This is a genomic window from Geodermatophilus dictyosporus (genome assembly GCF_900115505.1).
GTDB classification, from domain to species: Bacteria; Actinomycetota; Actinomycetes; order Mycobacteriales; family Geodermatophilaceae; genus Geodermatophilus; species Geodermatophilus dictyosporus.
Map to the genome: position 1 here is coordinate 530641 of NZ_FOWQ01000003.1, position 24307 is coordinate 554947.

Genomic DNA, 24307 nt, shown 5'->3' on the forward strand with positions numbered 1-24307 from the left:
GGCCTCCTGGAGTGCCGAGGCTACGGGCCGACCGCTGGTCCTCGACGACAGATTACGCAGCCGTGACCCGCTGGGCGAAGCCCTGCACGGCCGCCGTGCACACCGGCCCGCACACGTGGAGGACGCACGGTCCCCGGGTGCGCCTGATCGCTGCCCTGAGCGCGTGGGTCCGTCTCCCTGACGGATGGGCCCTCCGGACGCGGCCCCCCGGACGCCGCGCCGGAGTCCACACCGTCAGGAGGGCACGACTGCACACGGCCGGAGCGGATCGCCGGCTGCCCAGCGGGCCGCCGGGTGGCTGCGCCACCTCGACGGCCAGGTCATCGGCCCAGTCCCGCCAGTGGCGGTCAGTGGTCAGTGCCGGGCTCGACAGGCTGCGCGCGAGGGCCAGGCAAACGCGATCCGCGAGACTCAACCCGGAGCAGTGTCGGTGGAAGGACGCCGCCAGGCGCGCATCGAGGCGCCCGGCGTGGCTCACCGTGATCCCCAGCGCGTCGAGTTCGCCGTCGACGTCTTCGGCTGGCACACCCAGGCGTGCTGCCTTCTGGAGGACTTCGGCGTGATCGACCGAGCTGATGGTCGCGTCGTTGCTGCCCGCATCACGAGCGACGACGTCCCAGCCGGGTTCGGTGTTGATCAGGGCCAGTGGGGCAGAGGCATCGAGGACGATCACTCGCCGCTCGACTCACGGTCCTCGGCTGCTGCCTCGAGACGCCGCCCAGCGACGAGGTCATCGGCCAGGCTCACGCGGTCGCCGCCAGCCTGCTGGAAGCGGCGCTGAAGGCGTTCGAGGGCAGCACGACAGCGAGGGTCCCACCCGCGCAGGGGGTCCTCGACCGTGGTGCTCTCGCTCACGATCACCAGCGTGGTGGCGTGGAGTCGCCATCTCACGTCCGCCTGACCCGAGCAGACGACGAGCGGGTTGCGCCACGAGGCGCCTACGCGACGTGCTGGGCCTCCGCGTGGCCTTCGCGACTTGTGACATTGGCGCGACATCCGCGCTGGGCGAGATATCCGCCCTCTCCGATCGTCCGCGCTGTGCCGATCTCTCGACGCCAGGCCTCGGGCCGAACTATTGGACGCCGATAGGAACAGGATCCCCTGTGAGACCGTCTCCCCGACGTCGAGAGGTACGTGCCTGCAAGCTGGGGATCGTGACTGGGACTTCGACTGGTCCCCTCAGGGCGAGGTCGTCATCCAGCAGGCGCGGACTGTCCCCGAAGCCGCCGTTGGGGACGCGTCGGTGGGCCTGCGTTCACCGTTGCCGGAGAGGGATCCTTGACGAACGGGGCTTTCCGGCCCCTGATGAAGGGTCCCGCCGAGGTCTGCCGCTCCCGTCTGGCGGCGCTCGAGGGGGCAGCCACCGGCGCCGGGAGGACGGAGATCGTCGTGACGGGACCTGTGCATCAGCGGTCGAAGGCGGCGCTGGACGCCGACATCCGCGCCCTGCGCCGCACCGCGCTGGTCGTCAACGTCCGGTCCCGCCGGGGACGCCGTTCCTTCCCGGCGGTGCACCAACGGCTGCAGGCCACCGTGGAGCTGGTCGACGTGCGCCCGGTCGCCGACCCTCGGGGCCTGCCCGAGGCGCTCGCCGCCGCGGCCGACAGCGGCGCTGACCTCGTGGTGGTGGGCGGCGGCGACGGCACGCTGAGCGAGGCCGCGCACCAGCTCGCCCACCGCGACGTCTGCCTCGGCGTGGTTCCGCTCGGCACGACCAACAACTTCGCCCGCGGCCTCGGCCTGCCGCTGGGCCTGCCCGCCGCCCTGGGTGTGCTCACCGACGGCAAGGTCGCTGACGTCGACCTCGGCCACGTGGCCGGGCGACACTTCGCCAACCTGACCAGCCTGGGGCTATCGGTGCAGGTCGCCGGGCACGTTCCGCACCGGCTGAAGCGGGTGCTCGGCCGCGCTGCCTATCCGCTGACCGCCCTCGCCCTGCTGCCCGGCCACCGGCCCTTCACCGCACGCCTGCGCATCGGCGACGAGGTCCACGAGTTCGCGACCCACCAGCTCAACATCGCCAACGGCAGTCACCACGCCGGCCGGGCGATCGCCTCCGACACCGGCCTCGATGACCGCCTGCTGGTGGTGTACCGGCTCGGCGACGCCCACCGGCTCCGGCTGAGCCTCGCGACCGTCCGCCAGACGGTCCTCGGGCCCCGCCGGCCGCTGGCCCGCACCCGGTTCCTCACGGCCGGCGAAGTCTGGGTGGAGACCGATCCGCCCCTCGCGCTCGACGTCGATGGCGAGATCCGCGGACGCACGCCGGTGCGGATCGCGCTCGAGGCCAACGCGCTGCGGGTGATGGTCGGCACGGACTTCCTCGACCGCTGATCTCCACCCTCCTCGCGATCATGGGCCTCTCCTGGAACGAGGAGCGCCAGCTCTTTCCGCGACGACGGAGCAGAGTGACTCGTCCGCACCGCCGCCCCCGTGGGCGAACAGGCGGGCGGCGGCCTCGGCCCAGTCGAGGGTGCTCACCGTGCACCTCCGGAGTTCGGGTCCCCGGGACCGCGAGGGAGCCCTGCGGCGCTCCTGGGGACAAGCTGCGTCGGCGCATCCGGTGACTCGTGCCCCACGACCGCTGTTCGTCGCACGGGGCGGTCATGACGCCGTCGTTCAGCAGGCGCGGATGCACTCCGCTCAGGGCGCGACGCTGACCGCAGTGCCTTCGTACCTTCGCCTTCATATGAGTCCGACGGACTCTGACTGGACGAGCGGAGATGACCGTGAGCATCGACCTGAGACTGCGGATCAGCTGGAGCGCCACGCATCCGCTGGGGCGCCCTCTGCAGACCTCGCCACCGGTGGACATTGCGCATCTGGGAGTCGAGGACTCGCCCACCGGGACACTGTGTAGGCAGCCGGTCTCCGAGGCCGCCAGCGCGCTCCCGGCACACCTCGTGGAGAGAGCCGCGCGGTGCGTGCCGTGCGAGCACGAGCGTCGGCGTCTGACCGCCACCTGACCGGCGTCCGGACGCGGGGATCATCGGGCCTCTCCGAAGATCCCCTCGTCCGGACAGGGCTACGCCGTTCCGCAGCCGCCGCTGATCCATCGGACCGCCTCACGGCGAGCCGATCGCTGTTCCGAGCGGCCCACTTGAGGTCACCTCTTCAGGTAGCTGCCAGCCACCGCCGGGTGGGCCACGATGACCCCTGTGAGCCCGCCGCCGCCCTCCGGCGGGGGCGGCCGCCGGTCAGTGCCCTGAGGCGATCGGTGCGCTGACCAGCGGTTTCGCTGGTGCCCCCGGCAGGATTCGAACCTGCGACGCACGGTTTAGGAAAGTGATCGAGCGAGTCTTGGATGCCGTTGACGGTCGATGGACACGGCCTCTGACCTGGCGTATGTGGTTGGGCTGTGATGGGGCGAAGTGAGGTCTGTTGGACGTCGTGCGGACTGGATGCGGACTGGAGCGCCCTGGCCGGCGAGCGGCTGTCCCACCGGTCTGCTGAGCCGCGGCTGTTCGTCAGCGGGTCTCGGTCCGCCGACGGGCGTCGAGCCACGCGTCCACATCGGTCCGCTTGAACACCACCCGACGTCCGAGGCGGAAGCCCACCGGTCCCTCGCCGAGGTGTCGCCAGTAGCGGAGGGTGGCCACGGGCGTCCGCAGGTACGCCGCGGTCTCGGCGAGCGTCATGAGGTCGCTCGCACTGCTTCGGGCATTGGTGGACGTCATGTGGTGCCTCCGAGCGCCTCGATGCGAGTTGACTGCTGCGAGGGGCCTTCACGACGGCCATCACCGCCCGACCACCCCACGCAGCAGTCAGCGTGCGGAGGCTTCTCCAGTGGACCTGCAGTGCGAGCTCGAGCGGCGTCCCCCAGGGGTTAGAGGTGCGGTGCGTCAATTGCCGGGCTCGAGCCTGGCGTTGCTGGTCGAGAGATCCGCTGCGGACGTAGGCGCGTCGGCGGCACGCGCTGAGGACGGTGTCGAGGGCATCGACGAGATCTAGGAGGTCGCGGTCGTAGATGCGACCGCTGTCGATCTGGCCGGCAAGCGCGCTGAGCAGTCCCGGCCAGTCGTGGCGCGTCGGCGTGGTGGGGACTAGCACCTCGACGCGTCGCTCGACGACCTGCACTGCTGACCGACCTGACGCCGCTGCCCTGGTCTGCCCCAGGCGCGGTGTCTACACGTGGCCGAGCACCACTTCGGGATCGGGCCACGACTGCGTGGCGTGATCGGTCCGCAGCACCAGGCGCAGGTGGTGGCTGCCGCCCGGCGTCGTGCAGGGGCCTTCTCGTCGTCGGCTGCGTCGCAGGCCTTCGCCTCACGCGACGTCCGCTGTGCGTTCTCACGGCGCCGCCGCTCAGCCTCGGTTCGCCGCCTTCGGCGGTCGGCCGTCCCTTTGCTGCCCATGCCGCTGAGCCTGCTGACGAGCCTCCTGTCACTCGTCACCACGAGTTCAAGCCCCCGACAGTGCATGAGGTGCGTCCCTCTTGATCTTGCGAGTCTCTAGTGCCGGTGGCCTCGGCCTGAGCGGCGCGCTCTAGCGCGTCACCGACGGCCTGGGCTGGGTGCTTGGAGGCGACCGCGGGTGCTGTCCGGGTGTCCCTAGAGGCGGCTTTAGGGACATCCGCCGATCGCCGATAGACGCAGCACGAGAACGACACACCAGTACCGCCGACGATCCGTGCCTGTGACTGCCCGCGCGGTCAGCGGGCACTGACCCCCGAGGAAGATCAGCGACCGTGGGCTTACCGAAGTGGATGCAGCGTGAGCCGCCGGCGCGAACGCTGGAGGAGTTCCGCGCCCGAGCCGCTCGCTCGCCCCGACCTCACACCCTAAGCGCCGGAGAGCAGTTCGGGCTGGTGGCTTCGGTGTTGGCCGTGGCCGGCGTCATCGTGCTGCTGTCGCTGATTCCTGGCTTGGCCTGGCTGTGGGACTACTTCCGCTTGACGACGCCGGTGCCCCTAATTATCACCGCGGTCGGGTTCACGGAATGGCGGGACCGCGTCGCTCACCGGCGTCGTGCGCTGCTTGACGCAATTGGCGCAGGCCCGGAGGACGCGGCGGCGGATCCTGAGCGTTGAGCGCCCATCGGGCCCGCCTTGATTACCTCGTGTCCCCTAGTGGGCGGCGGTTTCAAGAGGTCGTCGCAACGACTGGCTTTTCGGGGTCTGACAGTAGTCGCTGCATGGCTTCGGCTGGGGTGATGAATCCGAGGGTCTGGCGGGGCCTGGCGCTGAGGGAGTGGCGCGGATTCGGGGCACGCGGCCAACGCGAGGTGCGGAAGGCCGCACGTCGCGGGCAGGAGCATGCAATCCGTACGTCGCGGAACTGGCACGCGCCTGGGCGGTGGAGGTGTTGCGCGTCGAGGGGCTGCGCTCGTCAGGTCGAGACAGGCTCTCGGGCAAGCCTCGGAGCCGCGCTCCTGGCGGCCGTGGGCGCGTTGCTCGGTTCTGCTGCGGCGGGGCGTCCCTGAGTGGCGGACTCAGCTGCCCGGAACGTCGACCCGTCCGGCCGGGAGGTCACCAAGGCCTTCGGTCGGAAGGTCGATGCCCAGCGGTGGCTCGACGAGCAGACGGTCGCGCTGGTCCGGGGGACGTTTGTCCATCCCGAGCTGTCCCGCCAGACCGTCGGTCAGTGGGCAGAGACCTGGATCGCCGGCCGCTCCCACCTCGGGCCAAAGACGTTGGCCAGCTACCGCTCACTGCTGAGGGCGCGGGTGCTGCCGCGGTGGGAGCACGTGCCGCTCGGCCGGGTGGCGCACGGTGACGTGGTCGCGTGGGTAGCCGGCATGCGCGCGGACGGGTTGTCGGCAAGCCGGACTCGGCAGGCGTACCACCTCCTGACGTCGATGCTCGACGCCGCGGTCAAGGACGGCCGGCTGGCGCGCAACTCGGCCGCCGGCGTCGACCTCCCGCGGCTGCCGACCACCGACCGCCGGTACCTGATCCACGGGCAGCTCGCCGACATGGCGGACCACTGCGGACCGCACCGGCTGCTCGTCCTGGTCCTCGGCTACACCGGGCTCCGCTGGGGAGAGGCGGCCGCACTCCGCGTCCGGCGGATCGACCTGCTCCGCGGCCGCATCGAGGTGGCCGAGTCCGTGACCGAGGTCGAGGGGCGCTCGGTCTTCGGGCCGCCCAAGTCCCACGCGCGCCGCTGGGTGCCGGTTCCCGGTTCCTGCACGACGACCTGGCCGACCACCTGGCCGACCGGGACCCGGAGGAGTTCGTCTTCCCCTCGAGGGCCGGCGGGCCGCTGCGGGTCGGCAACTTCCGGCGCGACCGGTTCGACCGCGCGGCCGTCGCCGTGGGGCTGGCCGGCCTCGTGCCGCACGAGCTCCGGCACACCGCGGCCTCGCTCGCCATCGCGTCCGGCGCCTCCATCAAGGGCGTCCAGTCGATGCTCGGACACGCGTCGGCGGCCATGACGCTCGACCGGTACGGCCACCTCTTCGGCGACGAGTTGGACGCCGTCGCGGAGCGGATGGACGCCGCTCGTGCGGACTGGATGCGGACTGAGGGCTCCGGCGGGGGTGACCGCCGGTCAGCGGACTGAGCGGATCAGTGTGCTGACCAGCGGTTTCGCTGGTGCCCCCGGCAGGATTCGAACCTGCGACACACGGTTTAGGAAACCGATGCTCTATCCCCTGAGCTACGGGGGCTCGCCGGCCGCCGGCCGGTGGGGAACTGCCGCACGAGGTTAGCGTTGCTGCCCGCGGCGCCTCGGGCTGGCTACCGTCACTCCATGGTGGTCCTGCTGGCCGAGTTGCTGGTCCTCCTGCTCCTGGCCGGCCTGCTGCTGCACGGGCTGGGCGTGTGGTCGGCGGGCTCCGCCGTCCCTGCGGACGTCCGGCCCTCCGGGCGCCGACGGCAGCGGTCCGGCGCCGTGCGGGCACGGTGGGTGGCGGCGCACGACGAGGTCGACGGGCAGACGCGGGTGCTGCTGCGCCGCTGTCACCTCGGCCCGGACGGTCTGCCGGTCGTGCTCGAGGACCGGGTCTACACGGCCTTCGCGTCGGACGACCCGGCCTGGGAGGCGCGCTTCACCGAGGCGATGTCCGCCGCGCGGTTCCGCTGCTCGTACCTCGACGCCGAGGAGTCCGCGGGCTGAGCGGCCTGTGCCACCGTCTCCTCGACCAGCCGCACGATGGTTCGCGGGCGGTCCGACTGCGGCGCGTGGCCTGCCCACAGCAGTGGCACGAACCGCGAGCCGGGGACCAGCGGGAGGTAGCGCACCGTCTGACCCGAGGAGATCCAGTCGGCCACGCCCTGCACGAGGGTCACCGGGCAGTCGATGCGGTCCAGGCCGCGCGGGACGTCGAGCAGCAGGCCCCACAGCAGGGTGCGCCACCAGTCGCGGGCGTCGGCGAACCCCTCGCGGGCGCCGATCGCCTCCTCGGGGGAGGTGGACCACGGGCGGGCCTTGAGCGGTGCCAGCAGCGCGGCACGGCCCACCGCGGAGCGCGACAGCGGCCCGATCAGCTGCGCGCCGGTGCGCATGGCCACCCGGGCCAGGGTCATCCCGGCGCCCTGCACGACCCGCTCCGGCGGCACGTTGAGCCCCGACGGCCCGATCGCCACCACCGAGCGCGCACGGCCCCGGCGCGCCAGCTCGATCGCCACCCGGGCGCCGAGCGAGTTGCCCAGCACGTGCACCCGCCCGACGCCCTCCTCGTCCAGCGTCCGCTCCACGGCGTCGGTGACCGCGGCGACCGTGGGCCGCTCCTCCAGGGCCGGCGACCGGCCCACGCCGGGCAGGTCGACGTCGAGGACGTCGAAGCGCTCGGTCAGCGCGGGGAGGACGGCGGTGAAGTCGCGGCGCGAGCTGCCCCAGCCGTGCAGCAGCAGGAGGGGCTCGCCGGAGCCGGCTCGCGTGCGAGAGAGCGTGTCGGTCACCTGGGAGGGCTACCCGACGGCGACGGGGCCTCCCGGTGAGACCTGTCACGTACCCGCGCCGCGGCTCGTCCCGGTCCTGCAGCAACGGGCGGCCCTGGCGCCGGGACCGCTGGTGACGAGGGCAGGATGGTGGCCATGGGACAGGTCGTGGCCACCGCCGAACGCGTCGTCGCAGCCCCGGCAGACCGGGTGCGTGCCGGCCTCGCCGACTACCTGGGCACCCGCTCGCGCGTGCTGCCCGAGCAGTTCAGCGACTACCGGGTGGAGGCCGGGGGCACGGGCGCGGGCACCCGCGTGCACTGGCGGTTCGCCGCGACGTCCAAGCGCGTGCGCGAGCAGGACCTCGAGGTCAGCGAGCCCGACGGGACGCTCGTCGAGCGCGACACCCGCTCGTCGATGGTGACCACCTGGACCGTCGTCCCGACCGGCGCCGACCGCAGCACCGTGCGCGTGCGCACCACCTGGGACGGCGCCGGCGGCGTCGGCGGGTTCTTCGAGCGGACCTTCGCCCCCAGGGGCCTGCGCCGGGTCTACGACGACCTGCTCGGCCGGCTCGAGCGGGAGCTGGCCACCGCCGCCTGAGGTCGCGGCACGGCTCGCCGTCGCGGGGGACCATGGGCCGGTGAGCGCCGCCCTCCCCGCCGTCGAGCCGCCCCGGGTCGCGGTCCCCGGTCTCGACGAGCTGGCCGACCTGGTCGCCGACGGCGACGTCCTCGTCCTGTCCGGCGCCGGCCTGTCCACCGACTCCGGCATCCCCGACTACCGGGGTGCCACCGGCTCGCTGCGCCGGCACACGCCGATGACCTGGCAGACCTTCCGCCGCGACCCGCGCGGCCGGCACCGCTACTGGGCGCGCAGCTACGTCGGCTGGCCGCAGATGGCCGCCGCCCGGCCCAACGCCGGCCACTCCGCCGTCGCCCGGCTGCAGCGGGCCGGCCTGCTCGGCGGCGTCGTGACCCAGAACGTCGACGGGCTGCACCAGGCCGCCGGTGCCCGGGACGTCGTCGAGCTGCACGGCGGGCTGGACCGGACCGTCTGCCTGGCCTGCGGTGACGTCGCCGGTCGCGCCGGGCTGCACCGCCGGCTGCGGGCGGCCAACCCCGCGTTCGGCCCGCGCGTCGACGAGGTGAACCCCGACGGCGACGCCGAGCTGCCCGACGAGGTGCTCGACGGCTTCGTGATGGTCGACTGCACCGCGTGCGGCGGCGGCCCGCTCAAGCCCGACGTCGTCTTCTTCGGCGAGACGGTGCCGCGCGACCGGGTGGACGGCTGCTTCCGGCGGCTGGAGGACTCCGGCAGCCTGCTGGTCCTGGGTTCCTCGCTCACGGTGATGAGCGGCTACCGGTTCGTGCTGCGCGCCGCCGAGCTGGGCATCCCGGTCGGCGTGGTCAACCTCGGCCCCACCCGCGGCGACGCCAAGGTCGACGTGAAGGTCGACGCCCCGCTCGGCGAGGTGCTGCCGGAGCTGGCCCGCCGCTGCGGGGCGTGAGCCGGCGCGAGCGGAAGGACCTCCCTGCCCCCCAGCGCTCGCAGGCCCGCGCCGGGCCCCTGCAGGGAGGCCAGCTCACCGACGACGGCCGCTGGCTGGTCGTCGACGGGCGGCGCTGGCGGGCGGCCGACCCGTCGCTGCCCGGCGACGTCCGCGCCCGGCTGCTCTCGCACCTGGGCAGGGCCCGCTCGGCGGTGCGCACGGGCACCGACCCGGCCGCCGTCCGCGCCGCCCGCGACCGCGTGCAGCTGGCCAAGACCGGCCTCGGCGAGCGCGGCCCGGCCTGGTGGGACCAGGACGACGACGCCCGCCGTGCCCGCTGGGAGGCGGCGCTGGCCGCCCTCGACGCGACCGGCGGTTGACGCCTCCCCGGGACGGGCAGGAAGGCCCGCGATGCAGACCTTCCTGCCGGTGGCCGACTTCGAGGAGAGCGCGCGGCTGCTCGACTCGCCGCGCCTGGGCAAGCAGCGGGTGGAGACGCTGCAGGTGCTGCGCGCCCTCGAGCTGCCCGACTACGGCTGGACCTCGCACCCGGTCGTGCACATGTGGCGGGGGCGGACGGCGGCTCTGGTCGTCTACGGCCTGGCCGCGGTGCGGGTGTGGCGCGAGCGCGGGTTCGCCGACAGCACGCACACGCTGATCGCCGAGTTCGCGCCCGACGTCGAGGGCGCCACCCAGGACGAGCTCGCCCGCGCCGGCCTGCTGCCCTCGTGGGTGGGCGACGAGGCGGTGCACCGGTCGCACCGGTCGAACCTGCTGGCCAAGGACCCGGACTTCTACCGGCCGCTGTTTCAGCCGCTGTTCGGCACCGAGCCCGACGACCTGCCCTACGTGTGGCCGGGCGCCGACGACGTGCCACCCGCCGCCGAGCCCGAGGGGACCCGGGTGTGGGTCGTGCGGCCGCGGGCGCACAACGAGCTCGGCGCCTGCCTGGCCGCCGGCGTCGTCGGGCTGGGCACCCAGTCGGGCGTCGACGTCGACGCCACCGGGCTCTCGCCGGCGGAGCTGCGCGCCCTGGCCAAGGAGCTCTCCGGACGGCGGCCGAGCAAGGACCTGCGGCAGCTGTCGACCTTCCTCGACGAGATCCGCCCGGGCGACCCGGTGGCGCTGCCCATCGAGCACGGCGCCGGGCTGCTGGTCGGCGAGGTTCTCGGCGACTACCTGTTCCAGGGCCGCGAGCTGCTCCCGCACCGCCGCCCGGCCCGCTGGGACCGCGTCGTGCCGCGCGCCGCGGCCCGGCCGCCGGCGACGCTGCAGGACCCGCGGGCGCTGTTCTCCGTCGTCGTCGACCCGGAGGTGCTGCCGCCGGCGCAGGCCGGCACGACCTACCGCGAGCCCGCGCTGCCGCTGGTGTAGCCGCCCTGCACCACGGTCGTCCACGCCCGCGCGTGCAGCCGCCGCAGCTCAAGCCACGGCGCGAGCTCGGCGTCGGACGGCCCGCCGACCGCGTCCAGGGCCGCCCGGCCGTCCAGCCGGGAGGTGCTGCGCAGGCAGGCGAGGTCCCAGGCGACCGGGCCGGGGCAGGTGTCCTCGAGGTCGGTCCAGCACCACCCCCGCGGCGTGGCCAGCAGGTTGCCCGGGTGCGCGTCGCCGTGCAGCGCCTGCCCGGGCCCGCCGTCCAGCCGGGGCCGCAGCCGCTCGACGTCCTCCGCCACCCGCGCGCGGACGGCCTCCGGCACGCCCCAGTCGCCGGCGTGCCGGACGAAGGCGGCCAGGTCGTCGAGCGGGGTGTCCAGCGGCCTGCCGGTGGTGGGGAGGTCGCGGAGGGCGGCGTGCAGGTCCGTGAGCGCCGCGGCCACCTCGGCCGGGCCCGGCGCCCGTGGCAGCACCTCGACGTGCCTCCAGAAGGTGAGCACCAGTCCGTCGTGCCGGTGCGGGCCGGGTGGCACCAGGTCGCTGGGCGCGACGACGGCGGCCCCGGCCGCGGCCAGCGCGCCGGCCAGTGCCACCTCCCGGCCGAACGGCCGGGTGGGGTCGGGGCGCAGCAGCGGCGTCAGCGTGGCCACCCGCGCGACCACCGGGGCGGGCGCGAGGTGCACCACGGCGTTCACCCCGTCGTGCAGCACCCGCGGTCCGCGCACCCGGACGCCGTGCGCGGCGGCCACAGCGGAGGCGGCGGCCGCCGCGCGGACGGCACGGGTGCTCACGCCTCCGGCAGGGGCACGTTCTGCAGCCGGACCTGGCCGCGCGCGACGAGCTTGCCGTCCTCGGCGCGGGTCAGCTGCACCAGCCACAGCTGCAGGGTGCGGCCCTGCTGCACCGGCTCGGCGAGCACGTGCAGCCGGCCGGCGGTCACCGGCCGCAGGAAGTCGGTGCTGTTGTTGACCCCGACGGCGAACTGGCCGCGGTCCGCCACGGCGACGCTCGCGCCGATCGATGCCGCCGACTCGACGACCGCGCAGTAGACGCCGCCGTGCACCACGCCCCAGGGCGTGTGCTGGTCGGGACCGAGCTCGACGGTGCCGGTGACCCGGGTGCCGGTCATCTCCTCGGGCTCGAAGCCGGTGGCGGCGACGAAGGCGCTGCTCGACGCGCGGTCCACCCGTGGCAGCTCGGGCCCGCTCACGCGTCCCACACCAGGCAGAAGGGGTGGCCCACCGGGTCGGCGTAGACGCGGAAGTCCCCGCCGCCGCCGGGCAGCGTGCGGGCACCGAGCGCCAGGGCCTTCGGCTCGGCCTCGTCGATGTCGGTGACGTAGACGTCGAGGTGGAACTGCTGGGGCCGGGCGGGGGCGGGCCAGTCCGGGGGGACCAGGTCCGGCGCCTGCTGGAAGGCCAGCCGGTACCCCTGGCCGGTGACCACGACCCAGTCGTCGCCCGGTCCGCCCCTGCTCACCTCCATCCCGAGCAGGTCGGCGTAGAAGGTGGCGAGCGCGTGCGCGTCTGGCGCGTCGATCACGACGGAGTGGAGCTGACCGATCATGGTCCCCATCCTGCTGGCTGCCGGTGCGGCGCACCCGCCGGGAACCGGCCGTCCTCCGCCGGGATCCGGCCACGGGGCAGGACACGAGGCAGGATCGGACCCGTGACCGACCCCGCCCCGCCCGTGCTCGGCTCGCTGACCTGGCTCCCCGCCCGGGACCGCCCCGACCTCCTCGGCGGGCCCGTGGCCGCCGCGCTGTCCGCGCTGCCCGGGCCGGCCTGGGTCGCCCCGGTCGACGACGAGCTGGCCGACACCGCCGCCTTCACCGAGGCCTACGGGGTGCCGCCCGAGGCGTCGGCCAACTGCGTGGTCGTCGCCGCGCGCCGCGCCGGGCAGACCACGCTGGCGGCCTGCGTCGTGCTGGCCACCACCCGTGCCGACGTCAACGGCCTGGTGCGGCGGCACCTGGGCGCCCGCAAGGCGTCCTTCGCCCCGCAGGACGTCGCCGTGGCCGAGACCGGGATGGCCTACGGCGGCATCACCCCGGTCGGTCTGCCCGACGGGTGGCCGGTGCTCGTCGACGCCGCGGTGGCGGCCGCCGACGTCGTCGTCGTCGGCTCGGGCACGCGCGGCGCCAAGCTGGCCCTGCCCGGCTCGGCACTGGCCGCCCTGGCGGCCGCCGAGGTGGTCGAGGGCCTGGGACTGCCGGTGGAGGAGGCGCCGCGACCGGCGCCGGCCCTGCCGCCGGAGCGGGCGCCCGACGACCGCGACGTGGGCTGGGGCGAGCGGCCCGGCGAGCGCGACGAGGACCGGCGCTACCTCGAGGACCGCCCTCCGCACTGGGGGACCGTCTAGCCGGCCGTCGTCCCCGGACCGCCTCACGGTGGCCCCGGCAGGCTCAGCGTGAGCGTGGCGGTGGTGGCCGCGGCGGCGAGAGCGGCGGCGGTGGCCTCGTCGACGGCGAGCACCAGCAGCCCGCCGTCGTCGCCCTGCGTCGCGGCCAGCACCGGCGCGGCCCGCGCGACCACCTCCGCCCGGGTCGCGCCCGGGGCGGTGGCCAGCACGTCGACGCGGTCGCCCGCTCCGGCCAGCCCGGCGACGGCGAGGTCGGCCAGGCGGACCGGCGCGGCGACCTGTCCCGCCGGCAGCAGCGCGGTCAGGCCGGGACCGACCAGGCGCACGTCGGTGAGCGGCTCCCCGGCCCGCACCGGCGCGGCGAGCACCCGCCCGGCGAGCACGGCGGGGTCGGTCGCCGACCCGGCGGGGACGGCGCCGGCCGGCAGCTCGGTGGTCCCGAGGTCCGCCGCCGTCAGGGCCGCCCCGGCCGGCAGGTCGGTGGCCGCGGTGACCACCGGCGTCCCGGGCGGCGGGGGCGCCGCCGGCGCGGGTGGCGGCCGCAGGGCGAGCACGAGCGCCCCGGCGACGAGGGCCGCGGCGACGAGGCGGCGCAGCAGCAGGACGGGGGAGCGGGGTCGGCGCAGGCGCGGCACGGGCCCAGGCTGGCCGTCCCGCACGACCGGGGGGAGGGGAGCGGGGCGGCTGTGGACGCCGCGCCCGGCTGTGGACGCGCCCCCGTCAGGAGGCGGCGGCCTTCGACCCGCCCGAGGAGGACGACGACGGGCTGCTCGACGGGGTCGAGGCCGCTTCCTTCTTCGGCGCCGCCGTCGACGAGGACGACTCCGACGAGGACGACTCCGACGAGGAGGTCGAGGACGACGAGCCCGACGACTCCGAGGACGAGGCCTTCGCGCGGCTGTCGGTGCGGTAGAAGCCCGAGCCCTTGAACACGACGCCGACCGAGCCGTAGACCTTGCGCACCGGGGCGCCGCAGGTCGGGCACTCGGCCACGGGGGCGTCGGTGAAGGACTGCACGACCTCGAACTCGTGCTTGCCCTCGGCGTTGGTGCAGGCGTACTGGTACGTGGGCACGGCGGTTCTCCTGGTCGGGCGGGGGTGGGCGGGTCGGGCGCCCCTGCCCTCGGGCTGGCACTCGGGACCCTCGACTGCCAATGATGCGACACCTCGGGCCCGCCGTCCACGCACCGTCGGCGAGTGTGGGTTCCGTGGCGGGCGCGCGTGAGATCACCGACGAGGGCGGGACCGCGGCACCCGCAGGTGCCAGGCCGGCGCCATGGCGAGTCGACCCGGTGCCGTGGGGCGACCGCGGCTCCGGTGACGCGGACGGCGACTGACCCGGCCCCGGGCGCCGCGAGCAGCGGTGCCGCTCGCCGACACGCACGGGCCCTTCGCAGGTCGGCGTCGTCCACGGCCGCACCACGCGTGGCGGAACGGACGCGTACGCGCCGGTAACCTCCGGCGCGTGACACCGCCCTGGCTGGACGAGACGCAGCAGCGCGCGTGGCGGGCGTGGCTGACCGCCGCGGAGCTGCTGCCCCGCGAGCTCGACGCCCAGCTGCAGCGCGACGCCGGGCTCACCCACGCCGCCTACATCGTGCTCGCGATGCTGTCGGAGGCGCCGGGGCGCAGCCGCCGGATGAGCGACCTGGCGCGGCGGGCCAACCAGTCGCAGAGCCGGCTGTCGCACACCGTCGCCCGGCTCGAGGACCGCGGCTGGGTCCGCCGTGAGCGCTCCACCGAGGACGGCCGCGGCAACCTCGCCGTCCTCACCGACGCCGGCTGGGACGTCGTCCGGTCGGTCGCTCCGGGGCACGTCGCGGCGGTGCGCGCCGCGCTGTTCGACCCGCTGACCGAACAGCAGACGCAGGCGCTGTGCGAGGTGCTGGAGACCGTCGTCCAGGGCCTCGACCCCGACGCCAGCCGGCGGGTGGCGCACGGCAGCGACGTCGCCGGCTGATCCCTTCCGGGGGGAGGTGGAGCGCGAGCAGGTCGCGGCCGTGGGAGCGCGACCGGCCGCCTAGCTGAGCCACCGCGACGCCCCGGCCGCCCTGCGCTGGATGGAGGCCGTGGGCTCCACCGTGGTCCGGCGGGCCGACGCCGAGGACGGCACGGTCGCCCACGCGGAGGTCCGCTGCGACGACGTCGTCCCCATGGTCGCGAGCCACGACGCCGACTACACCCGGCCGCCGCTGGTCGGACACTCCGCGGGTCCCGGCCTGTACCTGGTGCTCGACGACGCGGCCGGCGTCGACGACCGCTTCGCCCGCGGAGTGGCGGCCGGCGGCACCGCCGTCCTCGCCCCGCGGGACACCGAGGAGGGCACCGCCGCGCGCGCCTGCTCGACCCCGAGGGGCGGGAGTGGAGCTTCGGGACCTGCGCGCCCGGCAGCACCTCGTAGCGCGCCGTGCCCGACGACGGGTGGACCAGTGGCGCCGGCCGTCGGGTGGCCGCTGATCCCCGTCCTCCCTCACGGCAGCGCGTCCTCCCCGACCGCCCACCGTGGGGGAGGACGCGCGACGGTCAGGTGACCTGATCACCGCCGCGACGGCTCAGGAGGCCAGCCAGGCGCGGATGCCCTCGTTCGACCCGCCCAGGACCGGCGGCGCGCCGTGGTCGCGGCGGGTCGTCTCGGTCTCGCCGTCCGGGCCCGGGGCGAAGAAGCGCAGCGGCGGGCCGGGCAGCTGCAGCCGGCCCAGCGTGGCGTGCTCGACGTCGACGAGCAGGCCCTGGGACAGCGTCTGCTCCCAGCCGTAGACCTCGTCGATGGTCCGCACCTTGCCCGCGGGGACGCCGGCCGCGGCCAGCCGGGCGAGCAGGCTCTCGGCGTCGGTGTCGGCGAAGACGCCCTCGAGCAGCTCGATCACCCGCTGCCGGTTGCCCACCCGCTCGCCGTTGGTGGCCAGGCCGTCGGCCTCGGGGTCCAGTCCGAACTCGGTGCACAGCCGCCGCCACAGCCCCTCCGACCCGCAGGAGAGCTGCACGCTGCCGCCCTTGCAGTGGAACAGGCCGTAGGGCGCGATCGAGGGGTGGTGGTTGCCCTGCGCCCGGCCGACCTGCCCGCCGACGGTCCACGCCGTCCCCTGGAAGGCGTGCACGCCGACGATCGCGGCCAGCAGCGAGGTGCGCACCACCTGGCCGCGGCCGGTGCGCTCCCGCTCGTGCAGCGCGGCGAGCACGCCGTAGGCGCCGTACATGCCGGCCAGCAGGTCGCCGATCGGCACGCCGACCCGCTGGGGGTCGTCCGGGCCGGGCCCGGTGAGCGACATCAGCCCGGCCTCGCCCTGCGCGATCTGGTCGTAACCGGCCCGGCTGCCCTCGGGGCCGTCGTGGCCGAAGCCGCTGATCGAGAGGGTGACCAGGCGCGGGTTGAGCTCGGCGAGCACGTCGGTGCCGAAGCCGAGGCGGGCCAGCGTGCCGGGGCGGAAGTTCTCCAGCAGCACGTCGGCGCGGCGGACCAGCTCGCGCAGGAGGTCCTGGTCGCCCGCCTCCTTGAGGTCGAGGGTGACCGACTCCTTGTTGCGGTTGGCCGACAGGAAGTACGTCGACTCGCGGTCACCGGAGTCCGGCTGCACGAACGGCGGCCCCCAGCCGCGGGTGTCGTCCCCGCTGCCGGGGTTCTCCACCTTGATCACCCGGGCGCCCAGGTCGCCGAGCATCATCGCCGCGTGCGGGCCGGCCAGCGCGCGGGTCAGGTCGACGACGAGCACGCCGTCCAGCGGTCCGGTCACGACAGCCCTCCGGGGGTCTCAGAGCCAGCCGGGGACGACGAAGACCAGCCAGGCCAGGAACGGCCCGACGACCACGACGATCCCGGAGTAGGCGAGGATCTGCTTGTAGAAGCGGTCCCGGTCGACGTCCTGCGCGTTGGCCAGCACCAGCGCGCCGTTGGTCGAGAACGGGCTGACGTCGACGATCGTGGAGGCCACCGACAGGGCCACCACCACGCCGACGGCGCTGATGGCCCCCGCCTCCAGGAACGGCACCGCGAGCAGGATGGCGACCCCGATGATCGCCGTCGAGGACGCGAAGGCCGACACCACGCCGCCGATGTAGGCGAGCAGCAGCGCGATGAGCAGCGGCGCACCCAGCCCGATGACCGCATCGCCGACGTAGTCGATCGTCCCCGCCTCCTGCAGGACGAACACGAAGGTCAGCACGCCGGCGATGAGCAGCACGGTCGACCAGCTGATCTGGGTGACCGCCCCCTTGTGCCGCTGGGCGGAGAACAGCGCCAGGACGACGGCGACGGTGATGGCGACGAACCCGATGTCGAGGTCGAACACCAGCGCCAGGACGGCGACCACCACGAGTCCCACGAGGGTGAGGACCTGCTCGAGGGAGACCGGGCGGGGCCGGTCGGGGTGGACGTGCTCGTCGTCGTCCCCGCCGACCCCGGGCCCGGGTGCCGCACCGTGCCCGCGCACGAGGGTGCCGTGCGCGTGCTCGGTGTGGGCCAGGGGCTCGGCGGCCACCTTCCGGCCGAGCAGCCGGCGGCCGCCGAGGACGAAGAACAGGACCAGCGCGATGGCCAGGTTGAACAGCAGGGCACCCAGGAAGACCGCCAGCGGGTTGCTCGGCAGGCCCGACTCCTCGACGATCTCGTTGACCGTGACGCCGTAGACGCTGATCGGCGAGAAGCCGCCGCCCTGGGCGCCGTGGATGACCATCATGCCCATCAGCAGGGGGCTGATCCCGTGCCGGGCGGCGAACGTGAGCGCGATCGGCGCGATGATCGCCACCGCCGCCGGCGAGAGCGCGCCGATGGCGGTGAGCACCGCGGTGACGAGGAACATGATCCAGGGGATGGCGGCCACGTGGCCCCCGACCAGGCGCACCGCGCCGCGCACCAGCAGGTCGACGGTGCCGTTGTTCTGCGCGATGGCGAACAGGTACGTGACGCCGATCAGGGTCAGCACCAGTCCGGCCGGGAAGCCGGCGAGGATGTCGTCGGTGCTCAGCCCGACCGAGAGGGTCCCGACGACGAAGGCGGCGACGAAGGCCAGCGCGCCCATGTTGATCGGCAGGAACGTGGCGATCGCGAAGATCGCGACGAGCGCCAGGATGGTGACGATCTCCGGTGACACGCGGTCTCCCTGTCCTCTGCGACGGGTCGGCCCACCGTGTCACCTACCGGCGGGTAGGGCCTCCCAGCCGGTGGCCGGGGTGACCACGGCGCTGACCGGCCGGTCGTGGTCGAGCGCCGGCAGCCGGTCGACCAGCTCGTCGTCGAAGACCAGCGCCACCACGACGGCGTCCCGGCGCACGTGCTGCAGCGCCCGGTCGTAGTAGCCGCCGCCCCGGCCCAGCCGGGTGCCCGTCCGGTCGACGGCGAGCGCGGGGACGACGACGACCTCCGCGGCCCCGATCGCCGTCGGTCCCAGGCGCGGCCCGACCGGCTCGAGCAGCCCGAAGCGGCCCGGCGCCAGCCGACCGGTGTCCACCGCCCAGTGCAGCTGCGGGTCGCCGTCGGGGACCACCGGCAGCAGCACCCGCGCGCCGAGCTGGGTGAACGCGGCCGGCAGCCGGCCGTGGCCCGGCTCGGTCTCGTCGGGGACGAAGGCCGCGAGGGTGCGCACCCTCGCCAGCTGCCGCAGCAGTGCGGTGGTGACCGCGGCCGCGGCCGTCGCGCGCTCGGTGGGGGAGCGGTCCCGGCGTCGGGCCCGGACCCGGTCGCGCAGGGCCGCCTTGACCGGTTCGACGTCCTGCGGGGCGGTCACCGCAGCAGGCTAGAGCCCGGCCCCGGCCGCCCGGTGGAACGGTCGCGCCCCCGTGGGCCGCCGCGCGCGCCGCTCCCGGCCGCCTCGAGGTGGGGTGCGGTGCGGTGGCTAGGCTCCCGGCGTGGAGAGCTCGCGGACCCCCTCGGCGCGCAAGGCCGTCATCCCCGTCGCCGGGATGGGCACCCGGTTCCTCCCCGCCACCAAGGCGGTGCCCAAGGAGCTGCTGCCGGTCGTCGACCGCCCGGCCCTGCAGTACATCGTCGAGGAGGCCGCACGGGCCGGGCTGGCCGAGGTGCTCATGGTCACCGGGCGCAACAAGGCCGCGATCGAGGACTACTTCGACCGCGCCCCCGAGCTCGAGGCGGCGCTCGAGAAGAAGGGCGACGCCGCCCGGCTGGCCGCCGTCGCGGAGTCCACCGAGGTGGCCCAGGTGCACTTCGTCCGGCAGGGCGAGGCCCGTGGCCTGGGCCACGCGGTGCTGCAGGCGGCCGCCTTCGTGGGGAACGAGCCCTTCGCCGTGCTGCTCGGCGACGACCTGATCGACGCGCGCGACCACCTGCTCGAGCAGATGCTCGCCGTGCAGGCCGAGCACGGCGGCTCGGTGATCGCGCTGCTCGACGTCGGCCGGGAGAACATCGACAAGTACGGCGCGGTCGCCATCCAGGAGGACACCCAGCAGGGCGTCGTGACGGTCACCGGCCTGGTGGAGAAGCCGCCGGTCGACGAGGCGCCCAGCAGCCTGGCCATCATCGGCCGCTACGTGCTGGCCCCCGAGGTGTTCGAGGTGCTGCGGGAGACGCCGCCCGGCCGGGGCGGGGAGATCCAGCTGACCGACGCGCTGGCCACCCTGGTGGAGCGCGGGCAGCCGCTGCACGGCGTGGTCTTCGACGGCCGCCGGTACGACACCGGGGACAAGCTCGACTACCTCAAGGCGGTCGTCCGCCTGGCCGTCGAGCGGGAGGACCTCGGCCCCGCGCTGCGCACGTGGCTGACGGAGTTCGTGGCCGACCTGCCCGCCGAGGGCGCGTCGCAGGCCTGACCCGGCCCCCGCAGGGGGGACCATCGAGGCGATGAGCGAGCACAGCCCGGGCGGGGCCCCGGCGGCACCCCGGGACACGACGGCGCTGGACCTGCGCAGCGGCGCCACGGTCGACCCGCCGGCGCCGGCCGCGCACGCGACCGCGGCGATCGACCGCGGCCGGGTCCCCCCGCCGCGCCCGGCGCCCGAGCCGGAGCCGGAGCTGCGGTCGGTGGAGGCCCACCTCGACGAGATCCTGGCCGCGGTCCCGCAGCCCGAGCCGATCGAGCTGGCCGTCCTCGACGCGCAGGGGCTGCTCTGCGCCGAGGAGGTGGTCAGCGCCCGCGCGCTGCCGGCCTTCGACCAGGCCGCCCTCGACGGCTACGCCGTCCGCGCCGAGGACGTCGCCGCTGCCGCGCCCGACGCGCCGGTCGAGCTCGCCGTGGTGGGGGAGAGCGTGGCCGGGGCCGCGGGCCTGACGTCGCTGCCCCCGGGCCTGGCGCAGAAGGTCGCCGCCGGGGCGATGCTGCCCGCCGGCGCCGACGTCGTCGTCCCGGCCGTGTGGACCGACGGCGGCGTCGTCCGGGTGCAGGTGCACGCCGGCCCGGCCGCGGGCAGCTACGTGCGCCGCGCCGGCGACGACGTCTCGCCCGGCACCGCCGCCGTGCACGTCGGGATGCCGATCGGTCCCGCGCAGATCAGCCTGCTGGCCGCCGTCGGCCGCGACCGGGTGCAGGTGCGCCCGCGCCCGCGGGTCGCCGTCCTGTCCGCGGGCAGCGAGCTGGTCGACATCACCACCCAGCCGGCGCCGGGCCAGGTGGTCGACGTCAACACCTACGCGCTGGCCGCCGCCGCCCGCGACGCCGGGGCCTCGGCCTACCGCTGGGGGATCCTGCCCACCGAGCGCCGCCGGCTGACCGAGGTGCTGGAGAGCCAGCTGCTGCGCAGTGACCTGGTGCTCGTCGCCGGCACGCCGGCCGCGGAGGGCGACCTGGTGCAGGAGGTGCTCGCCGAGCTCGGCCCGATGCGCTCGCGCCAGGTGACGATGTACCCCGGCGCGGTGCAGGGCTTCGGCCGGCTGGGCCGTGACGAGGTGCCGGTGATCCGCGTGCCCGGGGAGCCGGTGGCCGCCCTGGTCTCCTTCGAGGTCTTCGTCCGCCCCGCCATCCGCTCGATGCTGGGCAAGCGGCAGCTGTTCCGCCGCACGGTGCAGGCCATCTCGGCCGAGCGGCTGGTCTCGCCGCTGGGCTACCGGCAGTACCTGCACGGCCAGGTCATGCGCCACCCCGACGGCGGCTACGTCGTCGAGCCGCTGGGCGACGGCGAGGAGGCGCTGCTGGCCCGCATGGCCCGCGCGAACTGCCTGATCGTCCTGGACGAGGACGTCACCGAGGTCGCCGAGGGCGGGCTGGTGACGGTGATGCCGCTGCTGCTGGGCGGCTGAGCTGGACCTCGACCCCCTGCAGCACCCCGGCTGGCCCGCCCACCTCTCCCACGGGCCGGTCGAGCTGCACCCGCTGCGCCGGGGCGATGCCGGCGAGTGGAGCCGACTGCGGCTGGCCAACGAGAGCTGGCTGCGGCCGTGGGAGCCCTCGGCCGGGGTGGCGTGGTCGGTGCGGCACACGCCCGCGGCCTACCGGGCGATGCGCCGCTCGGTGGCCCGGCGCGCCCGGAGCGGGGGCTCCCTGCCCTTCGCCGTCCGGGTGGAGGGCCGACTGGCCGGGCAGGTGACCGTGGACAACGTGGTGCGCGGCGCGCTGCGGTCGGGGTCGCTGGGCTACTGGATCGACCGCGGGGTGGCCGGCCGGGGGATGGCCTCGCTGGCCGTGGCGCTGGTGTGCGACCACGCGTTCGGCGCCGCCGGGCTGCACCGGCTGCAGGCCGACATCCGGCCGGAGAACCTGCCCAGCCAGCGGCTGGTCGAGCGGCTCGGGTTCCGCCGCGAGGGGCTGCTGCGCCGCTACCTCGACATCGACGGCGACTGGCGCGACCACCTGTCCTACGCGCTGCTGGCCGAGGACCTCCCGGGCGGCGTCCTGGGGCGCTGGCTGTCCCTCACCCCCCGCGCCTAGCACGCTGACCGAACGTGTCCGGGTGACTCCGTACCGACACGCCGCCGTCGGCGCCCCACCCGTCCCACAACACTCCGGCGACACGCCCGCGCGCCTCCCTCGTCCTGGTGAGGCGCGTGCATAACCTGCCGCGGCAAGTGACTCGTGTGACGGGTGGTGTTCTCGATGGGGTCAGGCGTGCTGCTCGCCGCTCTGGTCGTGCTGTGGTTCGTGGTGCTGGTGCCCATGGTGGTGACCCGCGACACGTCGTCGTCCCGTGCGGAGGTCGGCGCGGGCCGGACGCTGCAGCGCCGGCGGGCCGGTGACCCGGTCCGCTCCGCGGCGACGGAGCGGGTCTCGGTCGACCGGGAGACGCTGCGCCGCACCGGCGAGCTGCGGGTCGACGTGCACGCCGTCCGCCGGCGCACGCTGGCCGGGCTGGTCGCGCTGACGGCGCTCGCGCTGGCCGGCGCGCTGCTCGTCTCGCCGTGGCTGTGGGTGCTCCAGGGGCTGCTCGACGTCGCACTGGTCGGCTACCTGGTGGTGCTGCGCGCCGCCGTCCGCCGCGAGCAGGCCGCCGCGCGCCGGGCCGCCCGCGCCGCCGCCCGGGTGCGCCCCGTCGCCCGGCCGGCCCCGCGTCCGGTCGCCGAGCCGCTGCACGCCGAGCCCGTGGTCGAGGAGGTCCACTCGACCGTCGGCCTGCCGCACCCGAGCCTGCCGCTGGCCCCCGTGCACCCGCTGCGCCCCGGCCGCGTCGTCGCCGCCCGCACCCCGGCGCCCGCCGGCTGGCAGGACAGCGCCGTCGTGGGCCTCGACGACGACGACATCGGCTTCGCCGACGTGGACCTCTACCAGCCCCGCGTCGTCAACGGTTAGCGACGACTCCCCGGCGCCGCCCCCGTCGCGGTGCCGGGGCGGGCGGGCGGTAAGCTCGTCCGCGTCGGGGCTGTAGCGCAGTCCGGTAGCGCACCTCGTTCGCATCGAGGGGGTCAGGGGTTCGAATCCCCTCAGCTCCACCCGTCCCACCTCAGGCCGGGCCCACGCGGGCCCGGCCTGAGGTGTCTCCGGGCCCGGCCGTGCCGCCCCCGTCACCCCCGACTCACCCGGTCGGGTGACCCCTCCCGCCGCTGCCCTCAGGGCGCGCGCCGGGACGCCGATGCCTGCTGTGTCCAGCACGCAGATCCCCTGCGTCCCCCACGTGAAGGAGGCATCGTGCGCGTCTCCCTGCGCCGCGGTCGCCGATCCGTGCTGGCCGGCGCGGTCCCCGTGGGTCTGGTGCTGAGCATGGCGCTCACCTGGAGCTCGACCCACGCGGCCTTCTCGGCCAGCACCGCCAACCCGGGCAACTCCTGGCAGACCGGCAGCGTCGTGCTGGCCGACAACGACAGCAACACGGCCCTCTTCCAGAGCACCGTCGAGACCGGTCTCGTCCCCGGTGCCGCCAGGTCCCGCTGCATCCGCCTCGACTACACCGGCGACGTCGCCGCCGACATCCGGATGTACGTCGGCACGCCGGCCGGCGGCGCGACCACCCTCGACAACTTCCTCGTGATGAGCGTCGAGCGCGGGCAGAACGTGAGCGCGTCGACCCCGGTGGCGGCCGACTGCACCGCCGGCTTCACCGCGAACGCCACTCCGACGTTCCTGTTCAACACCCGCCAGGCCAACGACGCCCTGGCCGACCAGGCGGCCACGCTGACCAGCCTGCGCACCCGCGCCGACTACGCCACCGGGCTGTCGCTCGGCGCCCCGGTCGCCCCCGGCGTGTCGCTGACCCTGCGCATCTCCTACCTGGTCAAGGACGACAACAACGCGCAGCGGACCCGGTCCGACGCGACCATCACGTGGGAGGCGCGCAACACGTGACCACGCCTCCCGCTCCCTCGTGGCCGTCCCGGGCCGCCGCCACCGCCCGGGTCGCCGTGGCGGTCGCCCTGGTGGCGGTCGCCGGGCTGGGTGTCCTGGCCCTGGCCCCCCGGCTCGTCGGCTTCGAGGGCCACGTGGTGGTCTCCGGCTCGATGGCCCCGCGGCTGGCCGAGGGCGACGTGGTGCTGACCCGGCCGGTCGCCGTGCAGGACCTCGAGCCGGGACAGATCCTGCTGTTCCCCGATCCCTCGGGCGCCGACCGGCTCGTGGTGCACCGGCTGGTGTCCTTCGACGAGCGGGGTGCCCTGGTCACCCGGGGCGACGCCAACCAGAGCAACGACACCACGCACGTGCCGGCGGCCAGCGTCATCGGCGAGGTGCAGCTGCGCGTGCCCTACATCGGCCTCCCCGCGTACTGGCGGGCCGAGGGGCGGTGGGGCCCGATCGGCGGGACCGCCGTCCTGCTCGCCGCGGCCGCCGTCGTCGTCGCCGGCCGGTCCGGCGGCGGCCGGGGCCGCACCACCGCCGACCGCGACCCCGCACCGCGGGGCCGCACCACCGCCGACCGGCTCGGCGCCCCGGCCGTGCGCACCGCCGTCTGAC

Annotated in this window: 29 protein-coding genes and 2 tRNA genes; 18 read left to right on the plus strand and 13 right to left on the minus strand. The window is 75.2% G+C overall.

Features of this window, described 5'->3' with window-relative positions; genetic code table 11:
- Positions 1 to 52: 52 nt before the first annotated feature.
- Both BMZ33_RS09810 and BMZ33_RS09815 read right to left on the minus strand, forming a co-directional pair.
- Positions 53 to 673 (minus strand): type II toxin-antitoxin system VapC family toxin, encoded by a 621-nt coding sequence (locus tag BMZ33_RS09810; RefSeq protein ID WP_091109344.1) that lies wholly within the window; start codon positions 671 to 673, stop codon positions 53 to 55.
- Positions 670 to 855 carry a hypothetical protein gene (locus tag BMZ33_RS09815; RefSeq protein ID WP_136697258.1) on the minus strand — a complete coding sequence of 62 codons (186 nt, stop codon included), beginning with the start codon at positions 853 to 855 and terminating at the stop codon, positions 670 to 672. The genes BMZ33_RS09810 and BMZ33_RS09815 overlap by 4 nt, the downstream gene beginning before the upstream one ends.
- 534 nt (positions 856 to 1389) lie before the next feature.
- Here BMZ33_RS09815 and BMZ33_RS09820 point away from each other — a divergent pair.
- Complete coding sequence (locus BMZ33_RS09820; RefSeq protein ID WP_169064120.1) at positions 1390 to 2334, plus strand: diacylglycerol/lipid kinase family protein; 945 nt, start codon at positions 1390 to 1392, stop codon at positions 2332 to 2334.
- Between the two features lie 1133 nt (positions 2335 to 3467).
- Here BMZ33_RS09820 and BMZ33_RS09830 read toward each other — a convergent pair.
- Positions 3468 to 3677 (minus strand): helix-turn-helix transcriptional regulator, encoded by a 210-nt coding sequence (locus BMZ33_RS09830; protein WP_091109348.1) that lies wholly within the window; start codon positions 3675 to 3677, stop codon positions 3468 to 3470.
- 1010 nt (positions 3678 to 4687) lie between these two features.
- Between BMZ33_RS09830 and BMZ33_RS23205 the strand changes: the two genes are divergently transcribed.
- Together BMZ33_RS23205 and BMZ33_RS09845 are read left to right on the plus strand one after the other, a co-directional pair.
- The gene (locus BMZ33_RS23205) at positions 4688 to 5029 is read left to right on the plus strand and encodes a hypothetical protein (protein WP_091109349.1); all 342 of its coding nucleotides are present in this window, start codon (positions 4688 to 4690) and stop codon (positions 5027 to 5029) included.
- A gap of 694 nt (positions 5030 to 5723) precedes the next feature.
- Positions 5724 to 6503 (plus strand): tyrosine-type recombinase/integrase, encoded by a 780-nt coding sequence (locus tag BMZ33_RS09845; protein WP_169064121.1) that lies wholly within the window; start codon positions 5724 to 5726, stop codon positions 6501 to 6503.
- Positions 6504 to 6533: 30 nt separating this feature from the next.
- Here the strand turns inward: BMZ33_RS09845 and BMZ33_RS09850 are convergent.
- Positions 6534 to 6609: transfer RNA gene (locus BMZ33_RS09850), tRNA-Arg, on the minus strand.
- 83 nt (positions 6610 to 6692) lie between these two features.
- Between BMZ33_RS09850 and BMZ33_RS09855 the strand changes: the two genes are divergently transcribed.
- Positions 6693 to 7058, plus strand: coding sequence for a hypothetical protein (locus tag BMZ33_RS09855; RefSeq protein WP_091109350.1), 366 nt, complete (start codon positions 6693 to 6695; stop codon positions 7056 to 7058).
- Here BMZ33_RS09855 and BMZ33_RS09860 read toward each other — a convergent pair.
- Positions 6947 to 7843 (minus strand): alpha/beta fold hydrolase, encoded by an 897-nt coding sequence (locus BMZ33_RS09860; RefSeq protein WP_091109351.1) that lies wholly within the window; start codon positions 7841 to 7843, stop codon positions 6947 to 6949. The two genes, BMZ33_RS09855 and BMZ33_RS09860, sit on opposite strands and share 112 nt — an antisense overlap.
- A gap of 135 nt (positions 7844 to 7978) precedes the next feature.
- Between BMZ33_RS09860 and BMZ33_RS09865 the strand changes: the two genes are divergently transcribed.
- Genes BMZ33_RS09865 through BMZ33_RS09880 form a run of 4 tightly spaced genes read left to right on the plus strand, consistent with a single transcriptional unit; the run spans position 7979 to position 10688 of the window.
- On the plus strand, positions 7979 to 8425 hold the full coding sequence (locus BMZ33_RS09865) for an SRPBCC family protein (RefSeq protein ID WP_091109865.1): 447 nt from the start codon (positions 7979 to 7981) through the stop codon (positions 8423 to 8425).
- A gap of 40 nt (positions 8426 to 8465) precedes the next feature.
- Positions 8466 to 9332: an NAD-dependent protein deacetylase gene (locus BMZ33_RS09870; RefSeq protein WP_091109352.1), complete on the plus strand. Its 867-nt coding sequence runs from the start codon at positions 8466 to 8468 to the stop codon at positions 9330 to 9332.
- Positions 9329 to 9694 (plus strand): biopolymer transporter Tol, encoded by a 366-nt coding sequence (locus BMZ33_RS09875; protein ID WP_169064122.1) that lies wholly within the window; start codon positions 9329 to 9331, stop codon positions 9692 to 9694. The genes BMZ33_RS09870 and BMZ33_RS09875 overlap by 4 nt, the downstream gene beginning before the upstream one ends.
- 31 nt (positions 9695 to 9725) lie before the next feature.
- Positions 9726 to 10688 (plus strand): MSMEG_6728 family protein, encoded by a 963-nt coding sequence (locus tag BMZ33_RS09880; RefSeq protein ID WP_091109353.1) that lies wholly within the window; start codon positions 9726 to 9728, stop codon positions 10686 to 10688.
- Here BMZ33_RS09880 and BMZ33_RS09885 read toward each other — a convergent pair.
- Genes BMZ33_RS09885 through BMZ33_RS09895 form a run of 3 tightly spaced genes read right to left on the minus strand, consistent with a single transcriptional unit; the run spans position 10658 to position 12254 of the window.
- Positions 10658 to 11479, minus strand: a complete 822-nt coding sequence (locus BMZ33_RS09885) for a phosphotransferase (protein WP_091109354.1) — start codon at positions 11477 to 11479, stop codon at positions 10658 to 10660. The genes BMZ33_RS09880 and BMZ33_RS09885 overlap by 31 nt on opposite strands.
- Positions 11476 to 11898, minus strand: a complete 423-nt coding sequence (locus BMZ33_RS09890; RefSeq protein ID WP_169064123.1) for a PaaI family thioesterase — start codon at positions 11896 to 11898, stop codon at positions 11476 to 11478. Before BMZ33_RS09890 ends, BMZ33_RS09885 begins: the two co-directional genes overlap by 4 nt.
- A complete protein-coding gene (locus BMZ33_RS09895) occupies positions 11895 to 12254 on the minus strand; it encodes a VOC family protein (protein WP_169064124.1) in 360 nt (119 codons plus the stop codon). The genes BMZ33_RS09890 and BMZ33_RS09895 overlap by 4 nt, the downstream gene beginning before the upstream one ends.
- 102 nt (positions 12255 to 12356) lie before the next feature.
- Between BMZ33_RS09895 and BMZ33_RS09900 the strand changes: the two genes are divergently transcribed.
- Complete coding sequence (locus BMZ33_RS09900; RefSeq protein WP_169064125.1) at positions 12357 to 13049, plus strand: YbaK/EbsC family protein; 693 nt, start codon at positions 12357 to 12359, stop codon at positions 13047 to 13049.
- Between the two features lie 23 nt (positions 13050 to 13072).
- Here BMZ33_RS09900 and cpaB read toward each other — a convergent pair whose 3' ends face one another.
- Together cpaB and BMZ33_RS09910 are read right to left on the minus strand one after the other, a co-directional pair.
- A complete protein-coding gene (gene cpaB, locus BMZ33_RS09905) occupies positions 13073 to 13684 on the minus strand; it encodes a Flp pilus assembly protein CpaB (RefSeq protein ID WP_091109356.1) in 612 nt (203 codons plus the stop codon).
- An 85-nt stretch (positions 13685 to 13769) separates the two neighbouring features.
- On the minus strand, positions 13770 to 14123 hold the full coding sequence (locus tag BMZ33_RS09910) for an FmdB family zinc ribbon protein (RefSeq protein ID WP_091109357.1): 354 nt from the start codon (positions 14121 to 14123) through the stop codon (positions 13770 to 13772).
- 391 nt (positions 14124 to 14514) lie between these two features.
- On the opposite strand from BMZ33_RS09910, the gene BMZ33_RS09915 reads away from it, so the two are divergent.
- On the plus strand, positions 14515 to 15009 hold the full coding sequence (locus tag BMZ33_RS09915; protein ID WP_091109358.1) for a MarR family winged helix-turn-helix transcriptional regulator: 495 nt from the start codon (positions 14515 to 14517) through the stop codon (positions 15007 to 15009).
- Between the two features lie 109 nt (positions 15010 to 15118).
- Positions 15119 to 15580 (plus strand): VOC family protein, encoded by a 462-nt coding sequence (locus BMZ33_RS09920; RefSeq protein WP_169064126.1) that lies wholly within the window; start codon positions 15119 to 15121, stop codon positions 15578 to 15580.
- Positions 15581 to 15601: 21 nt separating this feature from the next.
- Here the strand turns inward: BMZ33_RS09920 and BMZ33_RS09925 are convergent, their stop codons facing one another.
- Genes BMZ33_RS09925 through BMZ33_RS09935 form a run of 3 tightly spaced genes read right to left on the minus strand, consistent with a single transcriptional unit; the run spans position 15602 to position 18769 of the window.
- Positions 15602 to 16780, minus strand: coding sequence for a CaiB/BaiF CoA transferase family protein (locus BMZ33_RS09925; protein ID WP_091109359.1), 1179 nt, complete (start codon positions 16778 to 16780; stop codon positions 15602 to 15604).
- Positions 16781 to 16798: 18 nt separating this feature from the next.
- Entirely contained in the window at positions 16799 to 18136 is a 1338-nt protein-coding gene (locus BMZ33_RS09930; RefSeq protein WP_091109360.1) for an SLC13 family permease, read from the minus strand.
- A gap of 39 nt (positions 18137 to 18175) precedes the next feature.
- Complete coding sequence (locus tag BMZ33_RS09935; protein ID WP_091109361.1) at positions 18176 to 18769, minus strand: 5-formyltetrahydrofolate cyclo-ligase; 594 nt, start codon at positions 18767 to 18769, stop codon at positions 18176 to 18178.
- 121 nt (positions 18770 to 18890) lie between these two features.
- Between BMZ33_RS09935 and galU the strand changes: the two genes are divergently transcribed.
- From galU to BMZ33_RS22650, 7 genes are all read left to right on the plus strand, one after another.
- A complete protein-coding gene (gene galU / locus BMZ33_RS09940; RefSeq protein ID WP_091109362.1) occupies positions 18891 to 19808 on the plus strand; it encodes a UTP--glucose-1-phosphate uridylyltransferase GalU in 918 nt (305 codons plus the stop codon).
- Between the two features lie 31 nt (positions 19809 to 19839).
- Positions 19840 to 21231 (plus strand): molybdotransferase-like divisome protein Glp, encoded by a 1392-nt coding sequence (glp, locus tag BMZ33_RS09945; RefSeq protein WP_091109363.1) that lies wholly within the window; start codon positions 19840 to 19842, stop codon positions 21229 to 21231.
- A gap of 73 nt (positions 21232 to 21304) precedes the next feature.
- Complete coding sequence (locus BMZ33_RS09950) at positions 21305 to 21859, plus strand: GNAT family N-acetyltransferase (RefSeq protein ID WP_280139203.1); 555 nt, start codon at positions 21305 to 21307, stop codon at positions 21857 to 21859.
- Positions 21860 to 22036: 177 nt separating this feature from the next.
- Positions 22037 to 22714 carry a hypothetical protein gene (locus tag BMZ33_RS09955; RefSeq protein ID WP_169064127.1) on the plus strand — a complete coding sequence of 226 codons (678 nt, stop codon included), beginning with the start codon at positions 22037 to 22039 and terminating at the stop codon, positions 22712 to 22714.
- Positions 22715 to 22780: 66 nt separating this feature from the next.
- Positions 22781 to 22854, plus strand: a tRNA-Ala gene (locus BMZ33_RS09960).
- Between the two features lie 196 nt (positions 22855 to 23050).
- On the plus strand, positions 23051 to 23704 hold the full coding sequence (locus BMZ33_RS22645) for a hypothetical protein (protein WP_136697260.1): 654 nt from the start codon (positions 23051 to 23053) through the stop codon (positions 23702 to 23704).
- Entirely contained in the window at positions 23701 to 24306 is a 606-nt protein-coding gene (locus BMZ33_RS22650) for a signal peptidase I (RefSeq protein WP_169064128.1), read from the plus strand. Before BMZ33_RS22645 ends, BMZ33_RS22650 begins: the two co-directional genes overlap by 4 nt.
- The last annotated feature ends 1 nt before the right edge of the window (position 24307 follow it).

Coding starts and splice junctions, on each gene's coding strand:
- BMZ33_RS09830 (WP_091109348.1), bottom strand. CDS start 3,677: ATGACGTCCACCAATGCCCGAAGCAGTGCGAGCGACCTCATGACGCTC.
- BMZ33_RS09855 (WP_091109350.1), top strand. CDS start 6,693: ATGGTGGTCCTGCTGGCCGAGTTGCTGGTCCTCCTGCTCCTGGCCGGC.
- BMZ33_RS09865 (WP_091109865.1), top strand. CDS start 7,979: ATGGGACAGGTCGTGGCCACCGCCGAACGCGTCGTCGCAGCCCCGGCA.
- BMZ33_RS09880 (WP_091109353.1), top strand. CDS start 9,726: ATGCAGACCTTCCTGCCGGTGGCCGACTTCGAGGAGAGCGCGCGGCTG.
- BMZ33_RS09895 (WP_169064124.1), bottom strand. CDS start 12,254: ATGATCGGTCAGCTCCACTCCGTCGTGATCGACGCGCCAGACGCGCAC.
- glp (WP_091109363.1), top strand. CDS start 19,840: ATGAGCGAGCACAGCCCGGGCGGGGCCCCGGCGGCACCCCGGGACACG.